At 51.3% G+C, this 19,198-nt stretch carries 19 protein-coding genes; 7 read left to right on the forward strand and 12 right to left on the reverse strand.

Going from position 1 to position 19,198, the window contains the following annotated elements; all coding sequences use genetic code 11:
- Positions 1 to 31: 31 nt before the first annotated feature.
- Positions 32 to 1,468, reverse strand: coding sequence for a sensor histidine kinase (locus ACM615_RS04055; RefSeq protein ID WP_132966776.1), 1,437 nt, complete (start codon positions 1,466 to 1,468; stop codon positions 32 to 34).
- Between the two features lie 578 nt (positions 1,469 to 2,046).
- Entirely contained in the window at positions 2,047 to 2,196 is a 150-nt protein-coding gene (locus tag ACM615_RS04060; RefSeq protein WP_159282031.1) for a hypothetical protein, read from the reverse strand.
- 400 nt (positions 2,197 to 2,596) lie between these two features.
- Between ACM615_RS04060 and ACM615_RS04065 the strand changes: the two genes are divergently transcribed.
- Positions 2,597 to 3,352: a hypothetical protein gene (locus tag ACM615_RS04065; RefSeq protein WP_431011477.1), complete on the forward strand. Its 756-nt coding sequence runs from the start codon at positions 2,597 to 2,599 to the stop codon at positions 3,350 to 3,352.
- A gap of 14 nt (positions 3,353 to 3,366) precedes the next feature.
- Here ACM615_RS04065 and mrdA read toward each other — a convergent pair whose 3' ends face one another.
- Together mrdA and ACM615_RS04075 are read right to left on the reverse strand one after the other, a co-directional pair.
- Entirely contained in the window at positions 3,367 to 5,313 is a 1,947-nt protein-coding gene (gene mrdA / locus ACM615_RS04070) for a penicillin-binding protein 2 (protein ID WP_129639137.1), read from the reverse strand.
- Between the two features lie 221 nt (positions 5,314 to 5,534).
- Entirely contained in the window at positions 5,535 to 5,900 is a 366-nt protein-coding gene (locus ACM615_RS04075; RefSeq protein ID WP_112288972.1) for a hypothetical protein, read from the reverse strand.
- 314 nt (positions 5,901 to 6,214) lie between these two features.
- Between ACM615_RS04075 and ACM615_RS04080 the strand changes: the two genes are divergently transcribed.
- The gene (locus ACM615_RS04080; protein ID WP_159282032.1) at positions 6,215 to 6,991 is read left to right on the forward strand and encodes an alpha/beta fold hydrolase; all 777 of its coding nucleotides are present in this window, start codon (positions 6,215 to 6,217) and stop codon (positions 6,989 to 6,991) included.
- Between the two features lies 1 nt (position 6,992).
- Here the strand turns inward: ACM615_RS04080 and ACM615_RS04085 are convergent, their stop codons facing one another.
- From ACM615_RS04085 to ACM615_RS04110, 6 genes are all read right to left on the reverse strand, one after another.
- Complete coding sequence (locus ACM615_RS04085) at positions 6,993 to 7,556, reverse strand: DNA-binding protein (RefSeq protein WP_113875959.1); 564 nt, start codon at positions 7,554 to 7,556, stop codon at positions 6,993 to 6,995.
- 48 nt (positions 7,557 to 7,604) lie between these two features.
- Entirely contained in the window at positions 7,605 to 7,835 is a 231-nt protein-coding gene (locus tag ACM615_RS04090) for a hypothetical protein (RefSeq protein ID WP_120161506.1), read from the reverse strand.
- A gap of 155 nt (positions 7,836 to 7,990) precedes the next feature.
- Complete coding sequence (locus ACM615_RS04095; protein ID WP_431011478.1) at positions 7,991 to 9,004, reverse strand: ABC transporter substrate-binding protein; 1,014 nt, start codon at positions 9,002 to 9,004, stop codon at positions 7,991 to 7,993.
- A gap of 18 nt (positions 9,005 to 9,022) precedes the next feature.
- The gene (locus tag ACM615_RS04100; protein ID WP_431011479.1) at positions 9,023 to 11,155 is read right to left on the reverse strand and encodes a TonB-dependent receptor; all 2,133 of its coding nucleotides are present in this window, start codon (positions 11,153 to 11,155) and stop codon (positions 9,023 to 9,025) included.
- A gap of 14 nt (positions 11,156 to 11,169) precedes the next feature.
- A complete protein-coding gene (locus ACM615_RS04105; protein WP_431011480.1) occupies positions 11,170 to 11,946 on the reverse strand; it encodes an ABC transporter ATP-binding protein in 777 nt (258 codons plus the stop codon).
- Entirely contained in the window at positions 11,943 to 12,992 is a 1,050-nt protein-coding gene (locus tag ACM615_RS04110; protein WP_431011481.1) for a FecCD family ABC transporter permease, read from the reverse strand. The genes ACM615_RS04105 and ACM615_RS04110 overlap by 4 nt, the downstream gene beginning before the upstream one ends.
- Positions 12,993 to 13,352: 360 nt before the next feature.
- Between ACM615_RS04110 and ACM615_RS04115 the strand changes: the two genes are divergently transcribed.
- The 3 genes from ACM615_RS04115 to ACM615_RS04125 all read left to right on the forward strand — a co-directional run bounded on the left by ACM615_RS04115 (position 13,353) and on the right by ACM615_RS04125 (position 15,594).
- A complete protein-coding gene (locus tag ACM615_RS04115) occupies positions 13,353 to 14,603 on the forward strand; it encodes an L-lactate MFS transporter (RefSeq protein ID WP_113875953.1) in 1,251 nt (416 codons plus the stop codon).
- A 136-nt stretch (positions 14,604 to 14,739) separates the two neighbouring features.
- Positions 14,740 to 14,943 carry a hypothetical protein gene (locus tag ACM615_RS04120; protein ID WP_113875952.1) on the forward strand — a complete coding sequence of 68 codons (204 nt, stop codon included), beginning with the start codon at positions 14,740 to 14,742 and terminating at the stop codon, positions 14,941 to 14,943.
- Between the two features lie 513 nt (positions 14,944 to 15,456).
- On the forward strand, positions 15,457 to 15,594 hold the full coding sequence (locus tag ACM615_RS04125) for a hypothetical protein (protein WP_162940740.1): 138 nt from the start codon (positions 15,457 to 15,459) through the stop codon (positions 15,592 to 15,594).
- Between the two features lie 685 nt (positions 15,595 to 16,279).
- On the opposite strand, the gene cspE is transcribed toward ACM615_RS04125, so the two are convergent.
- A complete protein-coding gene (cspE, locus tag ACM615_RS04130) occupies positions 16,280 to 16,492 on the reverse strand; it encodes a transcription antiterminator/RNA stability regulator CspE (protein WP_056781364.1) in 213 nt (70 codons plus the stop codon).
- A 365-nt stretch (positions 16,493 to 16,857) separates the two neighbouring features.
- Positions 16,858 to 17,919: a DUF1615 domain-containing protein gene (locus ACM615_RS04135; RefSeq protein WP_165929053.1), complete on the reverse strand. Its 1,062-nt coding sequence runs from the start codon at positions 17,917 to 17,919 to the stop codon at positions 16,858 to 16,860.
- A 176-nt stretch (positions 17,920 to 18,095) separates the two neighbouring features.
- Here ACM615_RS04135 and ACM615_RS04140 point away from each other — a divergent pair, with 176 nt between their 5' ends.
- Both ACM615_RS04140 and ACM615_RS04145 read left to right on the forward strand, forming a co-directional pair.
- Complete coding sequence (locus ACM615_RS04140) at positions 18,096 to 18,824, forward strand: DUF3053 domain-containing protein (RefSeq protein ID WP_112288952.1); 729 nt, start codon at positions 18,096 to 18,098, stop codon at positions 18,822 to 18,824.
- A 90-nt stretch (positions 18,825 to 18,914) separates the two neighbouring features.
- Positions 18,915 to 19,187: a hypothetical protein gene (locus ACM615_RS04145; RefSeq protein ID WP_113875950.1), complete on the forward strand. Its 273-nt coding sequence runs from the start codon at positions 18,915 to 18,917 to the stop codon at positions 19,185 to 19,187.
- Positions 19,188 to 19,198: the final 11 nt, after the last annotated feature.

The raw sequence follows: 19,198 nt of genomic DNA on the forward strand, positions 1-19,198 counted from the left end.
CAGACGCACCAGTCAGCAAATAGCATCATTATTATTTCTTCTCAGCCGTCAGGGGTAATTCAATACGGAAACAAACGTCCGCATCTTCAACGGCAACCAGTTGCAGCTCTCCATGCATGCGGCGAATACAGTCCTGGGCGATACTCAACCCCAGACCGCTGCCTTTCACAGCCCCTTTTCGTTGCTGGCTACCCTGGTAAAAAGGTTCAAATATCATCGCGCGCTCGGCCTGCGGGATCGGGGTTCCGGTGTTTGCCACCTCGATAATAACCCGTCCGTGTAATTCCCGGCTGCGGACCCAAATAGTACCGGATTCAGCCCCGTAGTGCACCGCATTGGAATAGAGATTGTCCACCACGCGCCGCAATAATGTCGGCTCAGCCAGACAGGTCGGCGCATCAATCGTGACCTCACTGCGGATCTTCTTGGCGCGTGCCGGCAGGCTGTTAGCCGTCACGACATCATCAACCAGCGATTTCAGATCAACGGCCACACTGAGCGTCGGCACATCAGCCAGTTGGCGATTGTAATCAAGCAGTTGTTCGATAAGCGTCTGCAAATGGCGGCTGCTGCTGTTGAGGATAGCCACCACTTCTTTTTGATCTGACGTCAGCGGACCGGCGACTTCATCCGCCAGCAGTTCTGTCCCTTCACGCATGCTGGCGAGCGGGGTTTTAAGTTCGTGGGAAATATGGCGCAGGAATTCGTGACGCTGCGATTCCAGCCATGCCAGACGCTCGCTCAGCCAGACGATGCGCTGCACCAGAGAACGGATTTCGCGTGGCCCTTTAAATCGGGTGACATCCCCCAGATTACGCCCTTCCCCCAGCCGGTTAATCATCCGTTCGACGCCTTTTACCGGCCCGATAATCATGCGGGTGAAAAGCAGCACCAGCGCGCCACTGAGCAGGAAAAGCACCAGCGCCTGCCAGCCAAAGAACTGACCGCGTTCGGCAATCGCGCGCTGAAGTTGTTGTCCGCGTGAGAATACGACTTCCCGCGTCGCCTGTACCATTTCGGCATTAGTGCGCGAGAAATTCTCAAGACGCGCAGAAGCATCTTTATCCGGGGAGTTATTCTGGCAGGTCGGCTGTGTAAGCTGCGTCAGCAAGGTGCGGAGTGTCTGATAATAACGTAAATCCGGCAGTACTGAGGCATGAGCATCCAGCAGCTGGGAATATTGTTTGTGCTGATTCTGATAAAGGCGGGAAAGTGTCGGATCGTCGAGAACGCAATACTGGCGATAACTGCGCTCCATTTCCAGCGCAATACTGGACATCGATTCGCTGCGGCGGGCGTCACTGAGCGTAGTCCGGTTGATTCGCGCCGCCTGACGGCTCAGTTGATCAAGGCTGTCATAGGCCTGATAGGCGAGCACCAGCAAGGGCAGCAGCACCAGCAGGAAAGCCATCAGTACCAGCTGACGTAGCGAACCGGGGAATAAACGTCCTCTTTTCAACGCATTCATCTCATTTATCACAGATAAAGTCATGCTAGCGGACAACGGTTTAAACAGCCAGTGTCTGAGAGGATACGAAAAGTGTTTAAATGGGCGAAGTATGAGAAGTATGAGAAGTATGAAGGGTGGGTATTGCTGAACATCCAGACGGATGTTCAGCAAACCGGAAGAGGTGGTGCCTCACTCAACGTGTCGTTCGATGTTTGATAACGTGCTTGCGCAACGATTATCGGTCGGGTGAACGATAGGCACCGTTTCTTTGGCGTCATTCGGACATTATGAGCATATCAACGCTTTCGCGTGAGCCAATCATAATCAGGTGAATGAGCAACTGCGCTAATCTAGCACGTTCCGTGCCAATGTTTAATAAAAATTATCATATAGCTGTATTTAAAGGATATTTATAGTTAAATCATTTTCAGGCACCGGCAAAAGCACGGTTAACTTGATGAATAAACAACCTTTGCGTCGCCAAAAAACAACACAATTGAGAAATAAAAAAATATCCTTTAAATATCATAAAATTAAATGTCGCCAAAAAGAGACAACAATAACGTCCATTGTCGTCATTTTATGACATCTGGCTGTCAGTGGTTGATCACAACCTTTTTACTAAGCTGTTTATGGCTGTACATCGCCTGATCAGAATCTGCCAGTAAGGCCTGCACACCCGGATCGCCGGTCTCCAGCGGATTATCATAAACACACTCATCGCGTTGGGTGCTGTGTACAAGCATGATGGCATTATCGAGAATGGCATGTGCGCAGAAGATGGGAGTGCGCCGCTAGTTTTAAATAAGATTAAATTAGGATTTTTATTACCAATAATACTTTTCGATACATTGAAACGCCCGTAATACGCTGAAGATGGCATCATCTTCAGAGAAGTCTGTAAAGTAAAACAGGCGCCATCAGCAATAAAGGTAACAACCCGCATCCTCCGTTCTGATTTCCAGCCCAACATTACAATCCCTCAGACAATATCGGGCTGTTAATGTAAGAGGTTTTCCCCTGTAATTATTCTTAATATGTTATTAACTATATGAAAAACATGAACATGATATATTTTTCATCTGTTGTCGCTTTGTTTGACTCTCCCGAATCAATAACAATACGCACGTTTACAGGATGTAGAAAATGCCATTTCTCAAAAAAAAAACCGCAAAACTATCCCCGGAAGGACTACTGCTAGCTGAGCAGGAAAATAAAAAAATGCTCGAAATGCAGAGAATGGCCACCCTGCAAAGCTGGTCTGTTCTTCCTGAGGACCATGTCTTAGTCCACACTTTCCAACTGCACGAAAGTCCGTTCTGCCGCCAGGATGCCGCTTCTTTGTTTAATGGCTGGGATATCTTCAGCACATCACTGGTTGATTTAAAAGATATTAAAAAACTCACGGCAGAGACCTCAAGGTACACCGGGATGTATCACAACGTCGCGCTGGTACTTGAAGTCCCCCGACAAAATATACTCGGCACATTCCCGCGTGACGTTAATTTTATCAACCATGCAGGACGGGAATACTACAACCCCGCAGGAGCGGTGGTCAGACCCTACGAACTTGTGGACTGTATTAAGAGCGGCAGAGGGAAAGGGAAATTCAGATGTGCCGGTGGATACCAGCAACTATTAACGCCTGCAAATCTCATGACGCAAGATAATCTGATTCGTAAACAATACAGCCACAATGAAATACTCGTTATCGGACGCCCGGGCCTGAATTTATATGCAGGGCTGCCTCCCACTCAAAACATCCGGGTGACCAAAGTGTTAGGCGTCGATAGAACCCTGTTCCCTGACTACAGTAATGTCCATTTTGATCACATGAAGAGCACGGAAGAGATCGGAAAACACGTTGCCCGGCTCAACAACGTGCCCTTCGAGATGATCTGACTCAACGGCCGGCATCAATGCTCGCTAAAGCCCAGCGAATTAGGTGCCGGAACCGGTTGTTCGCAGTCTGCCGGATTATCAGCTTTCGCCGGATCACACATCACCGCCTGCGGCGGCAGGAAAATATGGTCGAGTATGGCACGCGCGGTCGGCCCGGCCACCACGCCGTCACCGCCGCCATTTTCCATGATCAGCGCCATCACCACCGTCGGATGTTTGTAAGGCGCAAACGCCGTGTAGAAGATGTGGTCACGTAAGCGAACCGGCGTCATTTTAGCGTTATAAACCTGATTCTCACGCAGGCTGAAAACCTGCGAGGTGCCGGATTTCGCCGCAATCTGATAAGGCGCGGTGTGGAATAATTTATAGCCGGTACCATTCGGGAAATTGGCCATGCCAAACATGCCGTTTTTCACAATCCCCCAGATCGGCGATTTCGGATCCGCTATTTGCTGCGTCGGCGGCATTTTATATGGCGTAATCACTTTGCCGCTTTTTGCTGAATAAAGCAGATGTGGCGTTTCCAGCTTACCGTTATTCACCAGCGCACTGAGCGCACGCACCATCTGAATTGGCGTCGCAACCCAATAGCCCTGCCCGATGCCGACAGAAACCGTATCCCCCTGATACCAGCCTTTTTTATGGACTTTCATTTTCCATTCACGACTTGGCAGCACGCCACTATATTGCTCGTCGAGATCTATCCCGCTCGACTGCCCGTAGCCAAATTTACTCAGCCAGGTATGAATACGATCGATGCCCATTTCATAGGCCACCTGATAGAAGAAGGTATCGGCAGACTCCTCAATCGCTTTGGTCACGTTCAGCATACCGTGGCCGGTTTTCAGCCAGTCGCGGTAATGGCGTTCGGTGCCCGGCAGCGTCCAGGTCGGCGCACCAAAGAAGGTGGTTTGCGGAGTGATCACCCCTTCAAACAACGCCGACGTGGCCATAAAAGGTTTGACCGTGGAAGCTGGCGGATAAAGCCCCTGCGTAACACGGTTGATCAACGGCAGGTCAGGGTTTTTCAGTAACGCACTGTATTGCTTAGTGGAAATTCCGTTCACAAACGGATTCGGATCATAACTCGGGCTGGAGACCATGGCTTTAATGCCGCCGTCCCGGGGATCCATCACCACCACCGCCGCACGCTGACCTTTCAGGACTTTCTCGATGTACTGCTGCAACCCCAGATCCAGCGTCAGATAGATATTTTGTCCGGCCTGCGGCGGAACCTCTTTGAGCAGGCGCACCACGTGGCCGTGGTTATCCACTTCCACTTCCTGATAACCGGTACGGCCATGCAGAATATTTTCATAGTACTTTTCAACGCCCTGCTTGCCGATATCGTGGTCAGCAGCGTAATTCTCCGAAATACCTTCGGCATCAAGACGTTTGGCATCTTTATCGTTAATTTTAGACACGTAGCCGACCACGTGCGCCAGCTCCGCGCCATAAGGATAACGACGCTGCTGATACGTGCTGATGGAAACGCCGGGGAAATCAAACTGGTTCACGGAAAAACGGGCGACTTCCACATCGGTCAGCGCCAGCTTCAGCGGGATCTGTGCAAAACGACGGCCGTGGATCATGGCGTCGTGGAAACTGTCCAGATCGTCTTGTGTGAGATCGACAATCGGTTTCAGTGCGTTCAGCGTGGCGTTAAGATCCGGCACTTTGCCCGGGATCACTTCAATCTGATAGAGGGTAATATTTTGCGCCAGCACCACGCCGTTGCGATCCATAATCAGCCCGCGGCTTGGGGCGATCGGCAGCATTTTGATGTCATTCTGATTTGAGCGGGTCTGGTAAAAATCGTGCATGCCCACCTGCAGATGGTACAGATTGAACACCAGCGCAGAAGACAGCAGGATCACGACCAAAAATGCAATCACGGCACGACGAACGAAAAGGACGGACTCGGCGGTATGGTCGCGAATTTCGTCGTTAAGTAAGGCCATAAGCGGGCAAATACCTTTTTTGTCTGCTTCTTGAAGCGGGCGAAATGAATAAACGGAGACTGGAAAAGTGCGAAAGGATAGCCCGTCATGCCACGGACGACTATAAGAAGTGTGCTAATGAACTGGCAGGAGTGTTTCTATTTATTGCAGTGCGATATTGCAGGGCGCTGAGACATGGCTCATGCGCCCACAGGGCTCAGAAAACGCCCGGATAAAGATTTTTACTTCGCGGTATTCACTTTGCAATCACCGTAAACATACCCTTCGGTCTGGGTTGCCACAACAAAGCTGTCTTTGACGTGAATATACATCAGGTTATCTTGCGCGCCCGCTTTCATGGGCTGATTATCTTTGCCGATGATATCCGTCAGTTCAGGGCTGGTGACCATTTTGCTGCCATCAGGGGAGAAACTGAACGTATTCCCCGCATCATAAACCTGGGCATTTTTGTTCACGACTTCAGAAACATCATTGCCATCATCAGACTGAGTATGATGAGTTAACACGCACTGATACTGCGTGACAGCCGATGCTGAAAACGACGCCAGCGCCAAAATCACCGTCACACAACTGCCTAACCTGACCATCAGATGAATCCATAAAGTGAGCAAGAGGCCCATGCTATCACTTGTCTGGCTGATAGAAAGAGCCTGTCGAAGAAATATTCACAGGCTAAATACTTTAAGCCAAATTATTGAATAAGCACCGGTGATGTGATGATTATCTGGACAAAAAAGGAAAGCTTTTTGCCTGTTTTCGTACTCTGTTTGTTTACTTATTATTTGTACTGCCGGTAAGGAAGTTTCTGCCTATAATTCGCAGATTGTACTTAAGCCAGATTGTTCTTAAGCCAGATTGTTCTTAAGCAAAATAGTACGTGAGCCGTCAGCAAAGGATCGAGATGAAATCGTTTAAAGTACCCGGTACGCAAATGCATTTACGCTTCCATGAATTGTCCGGGATGGGGGTTCCGCTGGTTTTTATTCACGGTCTGGGATGTGCGTCTTCCTGCGATTTTCCGCGCGTGGCGACTGATGCTTCATTACGTCCGCGCCGCTCACTGTTGCTCGATTTGGCAGGTTCAGGCTACAGCGATAAGCCCGATGATTTCAGCTACAGCCTGCAGGCACATGTTGATTGCGTGATTGTCTGGCTTGAAAGCCTCGGCGTACCGCAGGTCAACTTAATCGGTCATAGCATGGGCGGCAGTATCGCCATTATGGTAGCGGCGCAACGCCCTGATCTGATCCAGCGTCTGATTGTCGCCGAGCCGAATCTGGACGCCGGGGGCGGAATATTCAGCCGCGCAGTTGCCCAGTATTCTGAAGAAGACTATCTGCGCGAAGGCCACGGGCATCTGATTAAGGTGGCGGTTCGCGGAAATGATCACATCTGGGCAGGATGCATGGGCATTGCCTCACCGCTGGCGATCCACCGTCAGGCGGTAGGGCTGGTCAATGGCGAAAAGGTGCCGTGGCGCGAACAGCTTTATCACCTGAAAATGCCCGCGACCGTATTGTTTGGTGAGTTTTCACTTCCAGAGCCTGATGTCGCCGTTCTGCCGCTGCATGGCATTCAGACCGCTGTCGTGCCGCAGGCAGGTCATTCGATGATGTGGGAAAACCCGACGGGTGTGGCGGCGGCAATTAATACCGCGCTGAATGCACAGGCGTTGTAAGTCATAACGAAAAAACAGTGATATCTTCCTGATGCTCAAGCAGGTACGCAAACTGGCTGACTTGTTTGGGCTCAGGAGCAGAACGCAATTGCAGTGCCAGATTAATGTTTTCCAATATTCCTGCGCTTTCAACCAGCACATCACTGGCCGTGATACGTCCTTCGCTGACCAACCAGCCCGCAACGTCTTTCCATCGCCAGAGAGGCGAATTCCCCTTAAGCCGCTGGACAGGATTGGGGAAATTACGCGGACCTCTTGCACCTTCCTTCAATAACGCCACTGACTGCCGGGTCAGTCCCGTCAGCCCGGCAATATCACTCAGCCCGACTAAAACAGTATCCACTGACTCAACACGTGCATTCAGGCCTGCAGATTCAATGTCACGGATAGCTGTCATGATTGCTTTTGCCAGGGAATCACTTTCCCGGTCAAATTCCAGATAAACTGAGGTGCCATAAAAGGCAATCAGGGCATCGTCACAACCGCTCTCGAAGAGCGCATCTTCCAGCCTTGTAGTATCGGAGGTGACACCTGAAAGTGTCAGTGTGAAGTTATGAAGTGGCAAAGAATTTCCTTATTCAGGGGGCAGAAAAAGGCGGTTTCCCGCCTAGAATTACGGCTTATCGGGAGAGCAAGGTTCTACCCTTCTGACGATCTGAGCAGCATGATTTTCCGGATTTCGGGGAGTAGACCAGATACTCATCATATGTTCCCGATGAGCAGGTATTCCACACCGAATCCGACCAAAGCAGTGTGAGCTGCTGCCGCCACCGACAAAATGCCAGCCTTTAGAAATCGCATATTCAATGGCTGCGTGAATATGTTTATTAGGATGTGCCTTCATTGGCCTCCTGTTGCTGTAGTATAACCACCCGTTGACATTCGTCAACACCAGCGTGCATACGTCCTCATGCACGCCGGAAGTGTATCCCTGCAACAGGGACTAAAACCTTGAAAAAATGACAATTTGAAAAATATATATTGCGGCTTTTAATCCGCTTAAAATTTCCCTGCCAGAATCTTCTGTGCCTCTTCCGGCGTCAGGGGATAATCAAAGAAACGGCGGTAAAAGTCCTGGGTGGCCTGCACCATATTCAGATCCGGGAATAGCGCCGGATGCAGCTTCTGAGCCGCCCACTGGATTTGTAGCGCGGTCTCCGTGCCATAACGATCCCAGGGAAAAACGCCTGCCGGATTTCGCCACACGCGCCCCCGTTTCACCGCGTCCAGCAGCGCAAACTGACTGGCATACGCCGATGTTGAAATATCTCCGGCGCTGGCAGCCAGAATAATCACATCCGGCTGCCACGCCAGCAGTTGTTCAGCGGAGACCGACTGCATATTGCCCTTCAGCCCGTCGGCCGCATTACGCCCCCCAGCTGCGCGGATCCACTGGTCGATCAGCGTATCGCTGCCGTCCACTTTCAGCGGATCCAGTGACTGAATATGTAATACACGCGGACGCTGCTGTACGTTCAGGCTTACCGTTCTCGAGGCAATCGTCTGTAAATGATCGTCCAGATAATGAATGTAATCCTCTGCACGTTTTGCAGCCTGCGGCGTGCCCAGCACCTGCGCGGTGGTGCGCAGGGAATGCTTCATGGAATCGAAATCGGTGAATTTCATCTCAACCACCGGTAAACCAGCCTGACGCAGCGCAACCGCATCACGGTTACCGGCACTGACAAACACTACATCCACTCTCATCGCCAGCAGACTTTCAGCATTAAAGGTGGTGCCTTTTACCGACAGCGCCTGATTCAGCGACGGCTGAATGTGAAACATCCACGGCTGGCTTTCGGGATGATTTACCGTAGCAACGATTTCCCCTCCTGCGCCGAGCGTCATCAGCAGGGAATGATGCGCGTACCAGGCATCAGCGATCCGATCCACCCTGGCAGGCAGCAAAACCTGTTTTCCTGAATCATCCGTCACTTCGCGGGTTGCACTGATGCTGCCCAGACTGAAAAGACTCAGCCCGAGCGCCAGAATCAAACCTGTCGGTAATTTCATTTCTGTTCCTCAGAGGACTTAAAACTCAAGCTGCATCGATACCTGCGCCATGCGTGGCGCGCCGAGTTGTGCTGACGCATTACCCGCACCGCTGTAACCGTTCAGGCCACCAGGCACAATATTGGTCCAGTAATGGCGATTGGTCAGGTTAGTCAGATCGAAGCGGAACGTGGTGTTGGTATTGAACAGACGCGTGCGGTAGCTGCTTCCGGCATCAAACACTGCGTAGCTGCCAACCCAGTTATCGTTGGCGTTATCCGTCGGGCGTTTGCCGACATAATGCACGTTCGCGTCCAGATCCAAACCTTCAACCTGTGGCAGACTCCAGACTGTCAGCAGATTTGCGGTCACACGGGACAAGCCGACGATTTGTTTGTTCTCGCTGGAAGCCGACGCGGTATCACGCAGTTTTGGATCAAGGAAGGTCACGCCGCCAAAAATGTGCACGTCGCGGCTCACGTTGCCATCTGCCATCAGTTCCAGCCCACGGTTGCGCTGGTTGCCGTCGTTGGCAAACTCGCCGTCCTGCAACGTGTAAGCAAACGGACGATCAATCTGGAACAACGCCGCCGACAGATTCGCTTTACCGACACGCAATTTGCTGCCGACTTCAATCTGCTTGCTGCGGTACGGTGCGGTGATTTGCCCTGCGTTGGTCGAGCCAGCCGGCGCGGTATCGCCCTGCTGCAGGCTGTCGGCGTAGGTGGTATAAAGCGTCAGGTTATCAACCGGTTTATACATCAGACTGGCCGAACCGCTGAAACCGCTGTCGTTTGAGTCGCTGGTGCGCTGACGGGTTTTGGCATAGTTCGCCGAGGTCAGGAAGCTTTCGCTGCCTGCCAGTAACAGACTCCATTTTGGCGAGAAGGTCAGCGTATCGCCCACCGAGAATGCCTGCTGGGTGCTGGTCGCGGAATGATAACGGTCAGAGAAATCGGGGTAATCCGGCTCGGCGAAATGTTGCAAATCATTGATATTGCCGCTGCCCAGCGTCGCTGTACCGCCATTAATCGGGTTGTAGTTTTTCCACACGAAACCGCGCATACCCAAGGCTACATCATGCTGCAGCCAGCCGGTATTCACCGTGCCGTTCAGGGTCGCCATATAACTGTTGATGACAAAACGCGTCGCCGTCGCGCTCGACACCGTGGTTTTGTAATCGCCTTTATTATTGACCAGTGTATTGGTCACCGCCGTTGACTGGCGATCGGCAACCTGATGCAGGAAGCCAATATCCGACTGCCAGTTACCGTCAAAATCATGTTTGAGATGCGCGCTGTAGGTGCTGGTGTGATTGTCATCACCGGCATAAGTTTGCCCAAGATTACGCTGCGTCGGGTTCATGGCTTTCGGGAATGCCACGCCGCTCGCCAGTGCAAAGGTGCCAGGCAGGCCTTTTGTCACATAGCGGTAATAGCTGAAATTGGTTTCCAGTACGGTCTGATCGTTGAGCTTAAAATCCAGCGCCAGACTGGCAAGCTGGCGTTTTTTTCTGCTGCCTGAGGTATAACTTCCACCCTGATCATTGAGCAGATTCAGGCGATAACGTACGCGCTCGCCGCTGTCCAGCGGACCGCTTACATCCAGCGCACCCAGTCCGGAAATCCCGGTTCCCATACCCAGCGTCAGGCTGTTTTTCGTGGTGTAGCCCGGACGTTTGGAGACAAAATTAAACATCCCTGCCGGGTTTGCCGGCCCGTAAAGCGAACCCGCCAGCCCGTTGAGCACTTCAATTTGCTGGAATTGTTCCGCCGGATAATCGGTGGTCGATACGACATTAAGTCCGTCGATCATTGAGTTCTGCACCACGCTGCCCTGGATCCCACGCGTCTGCGGGCGGGCGCCGTCACCCTGTACCGATGGCAGGTATTTGTACACGTCTTTGACGCTTTTGACCTGCTGGCGGGTGATGACACTTTCCGGCACGGACTGTACGGAATAAGGCGTATTGAGCACATCGCGTTTGCCCAGCACGCCCATCGTGGCGCTTTGCGAACTGGAGGCGGAGGGATCCCCGGCATCGATGTCGGCATTTTTCGCACTGCCGTTAACCGTAATGGTGTCGGATGTTCCGGCTGCCAGCGCAGATCCTGCAGACAAAAGAAGGCCGCAAGCGCCAGCCAGAAGCGGCGCCTTTATTTTACTTTGCATTTGTGTTCAGTCCCTTAAGGAATAAAAAAACGGTGTCCGCTGTTCAGATCGATTTGTTGTACCTGTGTCTGATAAATGCGGGAAATCAACGCACTGTCCACCACTTCTGACGGCGCGCCATCGGCTATCAGCCGACTTTCGTGCAGCACTAATGCCCGGCTGGCGGCCATCAGTGCGTGTTCCGGCTGATGAGTGATCATCAGTAACGTGTAACCTTTTGCAGCCAGGGTTTTAAGCTGCGTCAGCAGATGCAACTGATGGCCGTAATCGAGGCCATTCACCGGTTCATCGAGCAGAATGACCGGCGTGTCCTGCACCAGCGCGCGGGTGATCAGCACCCGCTGGCGCTCGCCGCCGGAAAGATCGGTGTAAATGCGTGCAGATAAATGTGCGATACCGTTGTCTTCAAACGCCAGCTCAACGCGCGAAATATCCTGCGGCGACGGGCTTCTGACCATGCCATTTACGGGCAATCTTCCCTGCATGACCACCTGCCAGGCAGTGAAAGGAAAATGGGGCTGATGATGTTGTGGGACATAGGCAATATGACGGGCTATTTCGCGCCGTTTCAGGGTGGAAAGCGGCATTCCAACCAGTTCAATGTGGCCGCTGGCGGGCGCTATCAAGCGCAACAACAATTTCAGCAGCGTGCTTTTTCCCGCCCCGTTCGCGCCAAGTAACGCCACGCATTCTCCGGCCTTCAGGTCGAAAGAAATGTTATCGAGCAAGGTGCGCTGACCCAGCCGATATGAGAGATTTTTAACCGAGAGACGTTTAGCAGAAGCAGTCATGCCCAGCCCCGCCGGACAGTTTTCAGCAGCGCGATAAATGCCAGCGCACCGAGAAGTTCGGTGATGATGCCCAGCGGAATTTCGCCCGGTGCCAGCGTCCGCGCCAGACCGTCGCACAGCAACAGAAAACAGCCGCCCAGACAGACCGCTACCGGCAATAACCAGACGTTACTCGCGCCCACCAGCAGACGAGTCAGATGCGGGATAAGTAACCCGACCCAGCCCACCATGCCGGCAATACTGACCGTCAGCGCAGAGATCAGTGTCGCCAGAATAATGATGCCATAGCGGTAAAAACGCACCGGCACGCCAAGGCTGTATGCCTCATCCTCACTGAGTGTCATCACATCCAGCACCCGCCCGATAGCGGCCAGCAGCACAATGGCGACAACCAGCACCGGCGCGGTCAGCAACAGCGCGTGATTATCGACCGCACTCAGACTTCCGAGCATCCAGTACACAATCGCTGGCAACTGATCCTGCGGATCAGCGACGTATTTCACGATCGATAACAGTCCGGTAAACAAGGCATTGCTGATGATGCCGCCCAGGATCAGCATCAGAATGGACGATGAGGCAAACAGGCTGGCGATACTCACACCCAGCGCCACCGCCAGTAAACCCGCCGCACAGGCCAGCGCGGGGATCCACAAACCGTTTAGCCCGATCACGATGCCGAGCGCCGCACCGAATGCGCAACCGCTCAGCACGCCAAGCAAGCCCGGCGACACCAGCGGATTACGAAACACAGCCTGATACGCTGCACCGGAAACCGACAACCCGGCGCCAACCAGCACCGCTGCCACAATCCGTGGCAAACGTGAATCAATAATAATGTTATGCAGCAGCGCGTGATCCGGCGCTGACGCATCAGAGCCGATGAAATTCATCAATCTGCCAAATGAAACCGGATATCTGCCAATGGTCAGTGAATATATTATTCCGGCCAGCAACAGCAGCAGGCTGAGAATAAAACACCGGCGTGGCGTCAGAAATCGGGCGCGCTGGAGCGGTGACGCAGGCGCCGGTTCCGCAGAAAGAGTCATTTGTTAGCACTGAAAGTAAAAATGAGGAGTGCCGGAAGGGTACGACCAAATGCCGGTGAGCACAACGTTATGTACCAAATGATACAACGAAACCTTTGTAACAAAATTTGTAACCGCGACTGAAAAACTAAATGACGGATTAGTGATCCAGATCAACTAAAACCCGCGCCCCGCAAGGGCTGCAGCGGTGTTTTAAGTCCAATTCCGGGGTGTTTTTAGCCCAAAAATGGCGACTCATACCGTCATGGATGCATTTCATTCCGCAACTCATGCATCTCACTCCGCAAATGCGCCGCCCCACATCGCCAGACTTATCATAGCCACAGTTAATTGAATCTACTTCGCTCGGGAGAACCCACTATGAGTGACAAATCTGGCATCCAGAATTACAACCGCACACGCGTACTGACGTTAATCGGCACTATCCTGACTCAGCTTGCACTGGGTTCCGTTTATACATGGAGTCTGTTTAACGGTCAGTTGTCTGAGAAACTGGGTGAACCGGTGAGCCGCGTGGCACTGACCTTTGGGATCCTGAGCCTGTGTCTGGCGCTGGCCTCTTCCGTCGCCGGTAAACTTCAGGAACGTTTTGGCGTGCGCACCGTGACCATTGCCGCAGGTTTGCTGATGGCTGCCGGTTTTGCACTGACTGCACATTCTGACAATGTTCTGATGCTTTACATCAGCGCCGGTGTGCTGGTCGGTCTGGCGGACGGTGCCGGTTATCTGCTGACGCTGACCAACTGCGTGAAATGGTTCCCTGAACGCAAAGGTCTGATCTCCGCCTGTTCAATCGGCGCTTACGGTCTGGGCAGTCTGTTATTCAAATTCGTTTGCGGTCATTTGCTGGCGACAGAAGGCCTGCAAAATACCTTCATGATCTGGGGCGGCATCGCGATGGTGATGGTTATTGCCGGTGCGATGATGATGAAAGATGCGCCGAAACAGGAAACCGCAGACGTCACCCGCGAAGAAAACAGCCTGAATGACAGCACCAATGACACCCGAGATTTCACCCTGGCAGAAGCCATCCGCGCGCCGCAATACTGGATGCTGGCACTGATGTTCCTGACGGCCTGCATGAGCGGTTTATATGTGATTGGTGTGGCGAAAGATATCGGTCAGAGCCTGGTAAAACTGGATGCAATGACCGCCGCCAACGCCGTAACCGTGATTGCGATTGCCAACCTGAGTGGTCGTCTGGTGCTGGGTGTATTGTCCGACAAAATGCAGCGTATCCGCGTTATTTCCATCGCGCAGATTGTGTCACTGGCAGGGATGAGCCTGATGTTGTTCACTCAGATGAACGAAATGATGTTCTTCCTCTCGGTCGCCTGCGTCGCCTTCAGCTTCGGCGGGACTATTACGGTTTACCCGTCACTGGTCAGCGACTTCTTTGGCCTGAACAACATGACCAAAAACTACGGTCTGCTGTATCTGGGCTTCGGTATCGGCAGCATCTTTGCTTCCCTGGTCGCTTCCCTGTTCGGGGGCTTCGCGGTGACGTTCAGCATCATCACCGTATTATTGATCGTATCATTGGTTCTTTCTGCCACGATTCGCTTACCGAATAAATCAGAAGCAGGTCATAATACGCTCCAGCACGTGTAAAGCAGCAGTTGATCGCAGCATAAATGATGAACGGGAGCACAATTTGCTCCCGTTTCTTATGAATAAAGCAGTTAAAATCGGCCGCTGAATCACGCAACCCTTATGACAAAATGTGAACAGACCGGACACCTGCAAAATGAAACGCACCACCCTCGCTCTTTTTAGCCTGATGATCGTAATGACCACTTTCAACAGTTTCGCCCAGGCTTATCCCTCCAGCGCACAGGAAGTGGCTTCCGAAATTAACCGTAAAGCCAGTGAAAGCGGTACCCGCCCTTCCACAACCATCGACGCCAGCGCGCATACCAAACTGACCGCCAGCAGCGATTACCTGAAATAAATCCTTTGCGCTTGCCCGGCGTTTTGCGGTCAAACGTCCTCCTGACCGCACTTCATGAGATTTTTCAGACTAAGTGATCAAAATTAGAGCAGATATTTATCCCTATAATTTCTATGTTTGATATAATTTCTGCGGTGAATTGATTATCTGAATGATCAAACCTACACAAGGAGTGTGAAATGAAGGCAACTGCATTTTGGTTAATGATGGCCGGAGGCTCTGTCGGGATCGGCTATATGATGGCTTTGATGATGGAGTTTCTCTAATCCTGCAACGTTGTATGCATCAGAAAAATAAGGATATTAAATGAAATTCTACAGCCCTAAACGCATTATCCTCTATACCGCCGCTGCGATTGCGCTACTGATCATCATCGGTCTGGTCACGCATTTCACTGTCACCCACCTGGCCGCGTAACGTTTTTTCTTCCGTTTTCCGTTTTGCCACGTGGCGATACAACCGGTATCGCCGCATAATGCTGCCATTGAGCAGTCAAAGCGGAAGGATTGAAACATGACCTACAAAGGATTAATGATTGTTGCCGTCGTCATTGTACTGGCAAGCATAGGTTCTGAATCATTGATTCAGAAAGGAATTGCGCTGGCGGACGCCAAAATCGATCAGGTTATCTCACATTACGCCGACAAATAAGCCTTACATCTGCTGGACTAACCTTACCGGGTGATGACAAAACCATACACAGCGTTTGATATCTTAAATCCATCAAATGTTGTGTGATGTCCCTGTGTAATACCCCTGTAGAACCCTGTTATTTTGCCCGCCGCGTGCGGGCTTTTTTTTGCCTGTTTTCCGGCAAAGGCAGCCATTGGGATTGAATTGGATTGAATTGGATTGGATTGAATAAAAAGCTTATCTACAAAGCATTTGGGGAGATGAGCGATTTGCTCTTATTCACGAATAATTCGAGTTGCAGGAAGGCGGCAAGAGAAGGAGTCCCGATGAGCTTACTTATGTAAGTGATTCGGGTGACTGAGTGCGGCCAACGCACCTGCGGCTTGAAGTATGAAGGGAAGAAGTGCCGGTGCTTTCCCGGCCGTCATATTATGGTGCAAGCGTCCATCGTACACTCCAACGTTGCACGGCCTGAGCACGGCCTTTTCACAACAGAAAAATCGACTGGGAGATAAATAATTCAACCGGCTTTTCTGTTGTGGCTCCTGGAAATAAATTCAGAAGCTTTTAAATAATAAACCCCGGCGTTGGCCAGGGCTTATTTTTGTCATTGAGTATGTCGATACTGAAATATTTATTCTGTCTGCTCCGGGTTTAACCCATCTTCGCTATTGCAGAGTATTCACTTCAATATCTGGCGACATTACAGAACGACAACGTTACCGGCTGATGGGCCTTTCTGACCTTGTTCGATGGTGAACTCAACGTTCTGACCTTCGTCCAGGGTTTTGAAATCATTGCTCTGGATTGCAGAGAAGTGAACGAACACGTCTTTGCTGCCATCTGCAGGGCTGATGAAACCGAAACCTTTACCAGCGTCAAACCATTTTACTAAACCAGTCATTTTATTAGACATAGGAAATACCTTCTTCGTTTTTATTTTATGATGCCATAGGGCAATATAGGTCTGTTTTTATTTGAAATACTTATGGATGCATCAGAGAAGGAAATTCGTCGGAGAAAGGATTTGCTATATCACTTGAACCAGGAACTGCTTTACTAAAATGTCTTACATAAATAGGTCTTAACCACAAACCGTTGACGCTATTTACACATAGTGGGATTTATTAAGCAAGCGTTAATTTCATCGGAATTATATTCATGGGATTTGTATTTCTGTATGAAATAACGCACAGCCCGCCACTGACGGTGGCTGCAGCCTGATCAGGAGGATATTAAGCCTGCCAATATCTGACAGGCTTTAAGAATCTTTACCTTACATTAGCTGGCGTTAGCGCGTTTTACACAGTCCGCACGTCGCCCGTCTACCCGTTTTGCGAACCAGGCGGTGGTCAGTTTGCGGGTGATTTTTGGACTTTCCAGCGTAATCCCCGGCAGCATTTCACGCGGCTGACGTTTACCGGTGGTTTTATCCGCCAGTGCATAAACCTGCTTATAGAGCGTCGTGTCTTCGAATTCCAGCTGCTCACCCTTCTCCAGCGCTTTACGGATTGCGCCGTTGCTGATATCCAGACGTTTACTCAGCGTGCGGACCGCCAGCTCAGTGCTGCCCGGTTTATCGGTGCCGTAGTTTATCAGGTCGCCGTCCAGCGCCAGCGGAATGCCAGACACTTTACTGACCGCGCTCTGGAACGCGGCGTTACGGCTGGCGTACCAGCCGGCATTGAAATCAGCAAAGCGGTAAAGTGATTGCGAGTAGTTGGTCGGATAGCCCAGCAGATGTTTCACGCCGAACCACACACCGCCACGACGGCTGAAGACTTCGTGACGAATTGAGCCGTCAATTTTATACGGATATCCCTTAGCATTCTGCTCAGCGAACGCGATGCTGACCTGCATCGGACCGCCGGTATGCACCGGATTCAGGTTGCCAAACAACGTCTGTCCCATCGGCACCATATCAATGAAGTCATCGAAAATCGCGCTCAGTTGCTTCTCTGTTTTTACGTTATCCAGCCGCTCGCTGTAGGATTTTCCGTTCGGCGATTTTAACAGCAGCGCGGTATGCACCAGGAAATGAGGCACATGAACCGCATCGGCGCGACGGTCAATTTCTTTCCACGCAATTTTGCCTAAGCCCGGCACAGGCGCATCCGTATTGAAATTGGACTCCTGCTGCGCAACCGCCAGCACCGAACAGATGTTTTCGGTAGTCGCCGGAATGTTTTGCGTGGTGAATGCGACGGTAATGTCTGTCGCCCAGCCTTTTTTGTCCGGCGCGCTGGCAGGCATCAGCCGCACAATGTCCGCTTTCACATCATGCGGATTTTGCGCCGGTGCCTCACTTTTTTTCGTTGATGTACAACCGGCAAGGATCATCATAGCCAGCACTGGCGCAATGTGTTTTATCGAAAATGACTTATGCTTCAAAGTTATACATTCCCTGAATTAATGACTCTGAGAGTGACGTTAACGAAGATAGCCATGCTGATCTAGCAAAAAATTATCTTTATGCGTTAAGGTTAAAGCTCTGATGATGGAGATAAAGGAACAAGGAAATGATGCATTCTGCGACCCGGACAACACCCCTGCACCGCGTATTTTTGCTGCCTTTTATGCTGTTACTGATGATGTTTGCCCTCAGCGGCTGTGGCGATAAAGAGCCAGCACAGCGAAAAGCATTCATCGATTTTCTTCAGACCCGTATTCTGGATAAACCCGTGCTTGCCGTGCCGCAGCTGACCGAGGCGCAGCAGAAAGAGTTTGGCGATTACAGTAAAGATTACGCCATCATCACCGGCTTTCATCATCAGATGAATATTGAACTGGATTCCTCGCTGGTGCCGGTGTTTGCAGGGATGAACGGCGTGAACAGCGTCAATAACCTGCTTGAACAACGCGACGATTTAAAGAAAATGGCGGACAGCAGCGAAAGATGGAAAGAAAAAATCACGCTGCTGAAAACGCAGGCCGACACGCAACACGCGGCACTGAAACAGCCTGATGATCTGAAAAAAGTCTATGACCAGGCTTACGATAAAACCATCGTTCAGCCTTCGGCGATCACCGGACAGGTATTCGACTTACTGCCGCAGGTGCTGAACCTGATTGTCGAGAAAGCCGATTTCATCAAAAGTCAGGGTAAGAATGTCACCATCACTGGTAACCGTCTGCAATTTGCCAACCAGAAACAACTGGATAAATACAATGCTATCCAGCAAAAGCTGGTGCCGCTGAATGCGCAGCTGATGCAGCTGAGCCGCCAGATGCAACAAATGGTGCGTTAAACCCGCAGCCAGCATACAGACCGCCGTAAGGCGGTTTTTTCATGGCGGTGCTTTTGTTATGGTGTGCGGCAATTAAATAAGGAGACACCTATGAATGACGATACCCTGAACAAACGCGTTGATCAGCTCGAGCGCGTAAACCGTGAACTTCTGGTGCAGATTTCTGCCATGCGCCTGCTGTTTGGCAGCGTCGGCAATGTGCTCAATGCCAGCCAGGAAAACGCGTTTACTATCGCCGTGAATCAGGCGCTGGAAGCCAACCGCGCTGACGTCGCGAATCAGGCAGATCTGGATGAAGCTTCCCGCAAATTCCGCGAAGATGTCTTCAAGTGCACAGAGTCTTTGTTGCCGGGCTCGCGCTAAAACACAAAAAA

The sequence above is a fragment of the Rahnella sp. PAMC25617 genome (genome assembly GCF_050606005.1).
GTDB classification, from domain to species: Bacteria; Pseudomonadota; Gammaproteobacteria; order Enterobacterales; family Enterobacteriaceae; genus Rahnella; species Rahnella variigena.

What these genes read in the sequence shown, in the direction of transcription:
- ACM615_RS04055 (WP_132966776.1), bottom strand. Translation starts at nt 1,468, where the DNA reads ATGAATGCGTTGAAAAGAGGACGTTTATTCCCCGGTTCGCTACGTCAG.
- ACM615_RS04060 (WP_159282031.1), bottom strand. Translation starts at nt 2,196, where the DNA reads ATGCTTGTACACAGCACCCAACGCGATGAGTGTGTTTATGATAATCCG.
- ACM615_RS04065 (WP_431011477.1), top strand. Translation starts at nt 2,597, where the DNA reads ATGCCATTTCTCAAAAAAAAAACCGCAAAACTATCCCCGGAAGGACTA.
- mrdA (WP_129639137.1), bottom strand. Translation starts at nt 5,313, where the DNA reads ATGGCCTTACTTAACGACGAAATTCGCGACCATACCGCCGAGTCCGTC.
- ACM615_RS04075 (WP_112288972.1), bottom strand. Translation starts at nt 5,900, where the DNA reads ATGGTCAGGTTAGGCAGTTGTGTGACGGTGATTTTGGCGCTGGCGTCG.
- ACM615_RS04080 (WP_159282032.1), top strand. Translation starts at nt 6,215, where the DNA reads ATGAAATCGTTTAAAGTACCCGGTACGCAAATGCATTTACGCTTCCAT.
- ACM615_RS04090 (WP_120161506.1), bottom strand. Translation starts at nt 7,835, where the DNA reads ATGAAGGCACATCCTAATAAACATATTCACGCAGCCATTGAATATGCG.
- ACM615_RS04095 (WP_431011478.1), bottom strand. Translation starts at nt 9,004, where the DNA reads ATGAAATTACCGACAGGTTTGATTCTGGCGCTCGGGCTGAGTCTTTTC.
- ACM615_RS04100 (WP_431011479.1), bottom strand. Translation starts at nt 11,155, where the DNA reads ATGCAAAGTAAAATAAAGGCGCCGCTTCTGGCTGGCGCTTGCGGCCTT.
- ACM615_RS04105 (WP_431011480.1), bottom strand. Translation starts at nt 11,946, where the DNA reads ATGACTGCTTCTGCTAAACGTCTCTCGGTTAAAAATCTCTCATATCGG.
- ACM615_RS04110 (WP_431011481.1), bottom strand. Translation starts at nt 12,992, where the DNA reads ATGACTCTTTCTGCGGAACCGGCGCCTGCGTCACCGCTCCAGCGCGCC.
- ACM615_RS04115 (WP_113875953.1), top strand. Translation starts at nt 13,353, where the DNA reads ATGAGTGACAAATCTGGCATCCAGAATTACAACCGCACACGCGTACTG.
- ACM615_RS04120 (WP_113875952.1), top strand. Translation starts at nt 14,740, where the DNA reads ATGAAACGCACCACCCTCGCTCTTTTTAGCCTGATGATCGTAATGACC.
- ACM615_RS04125 (WP_162940740.1), top strand. Translation starts at nt 15,457, where the DNA reads ATGACCTACAAAGGATTAATGATTGTTGCCGTCGTCATTGTACTGGCA.
- cspE (WP_056781364.1), bottom strand. Translation starts at nt 16,492, where the DNA reads ATGTCTAATAAAATGACTGGTTTAGTAAAATGGTTTGACGCTGGTAAA.
- ACM615_RS04135 (WP_165929053.1), bottom strand. Translation starts at nt 17,919, where the DNA reads ATGATGATCCTTGCCGGTTGTACATCAACGAAAAAAAGTGAGGCACCG.
- ACM615_RS04140 (WP_112288952.1), top strand. Translation starts at nt 18,096, where the DNA reads ATGATGCATTCTGCGACCCGGACAACACCCCTGCACCGCGTATTTTTG.
- ACM615_RS04145 (WP_113875950.1), top strand. Translation starts at nt 18,915, where the DNA reads ATGAATGACGATACCCTGAACAAACGCGTTGATCAGCTCGAGCGCGTA.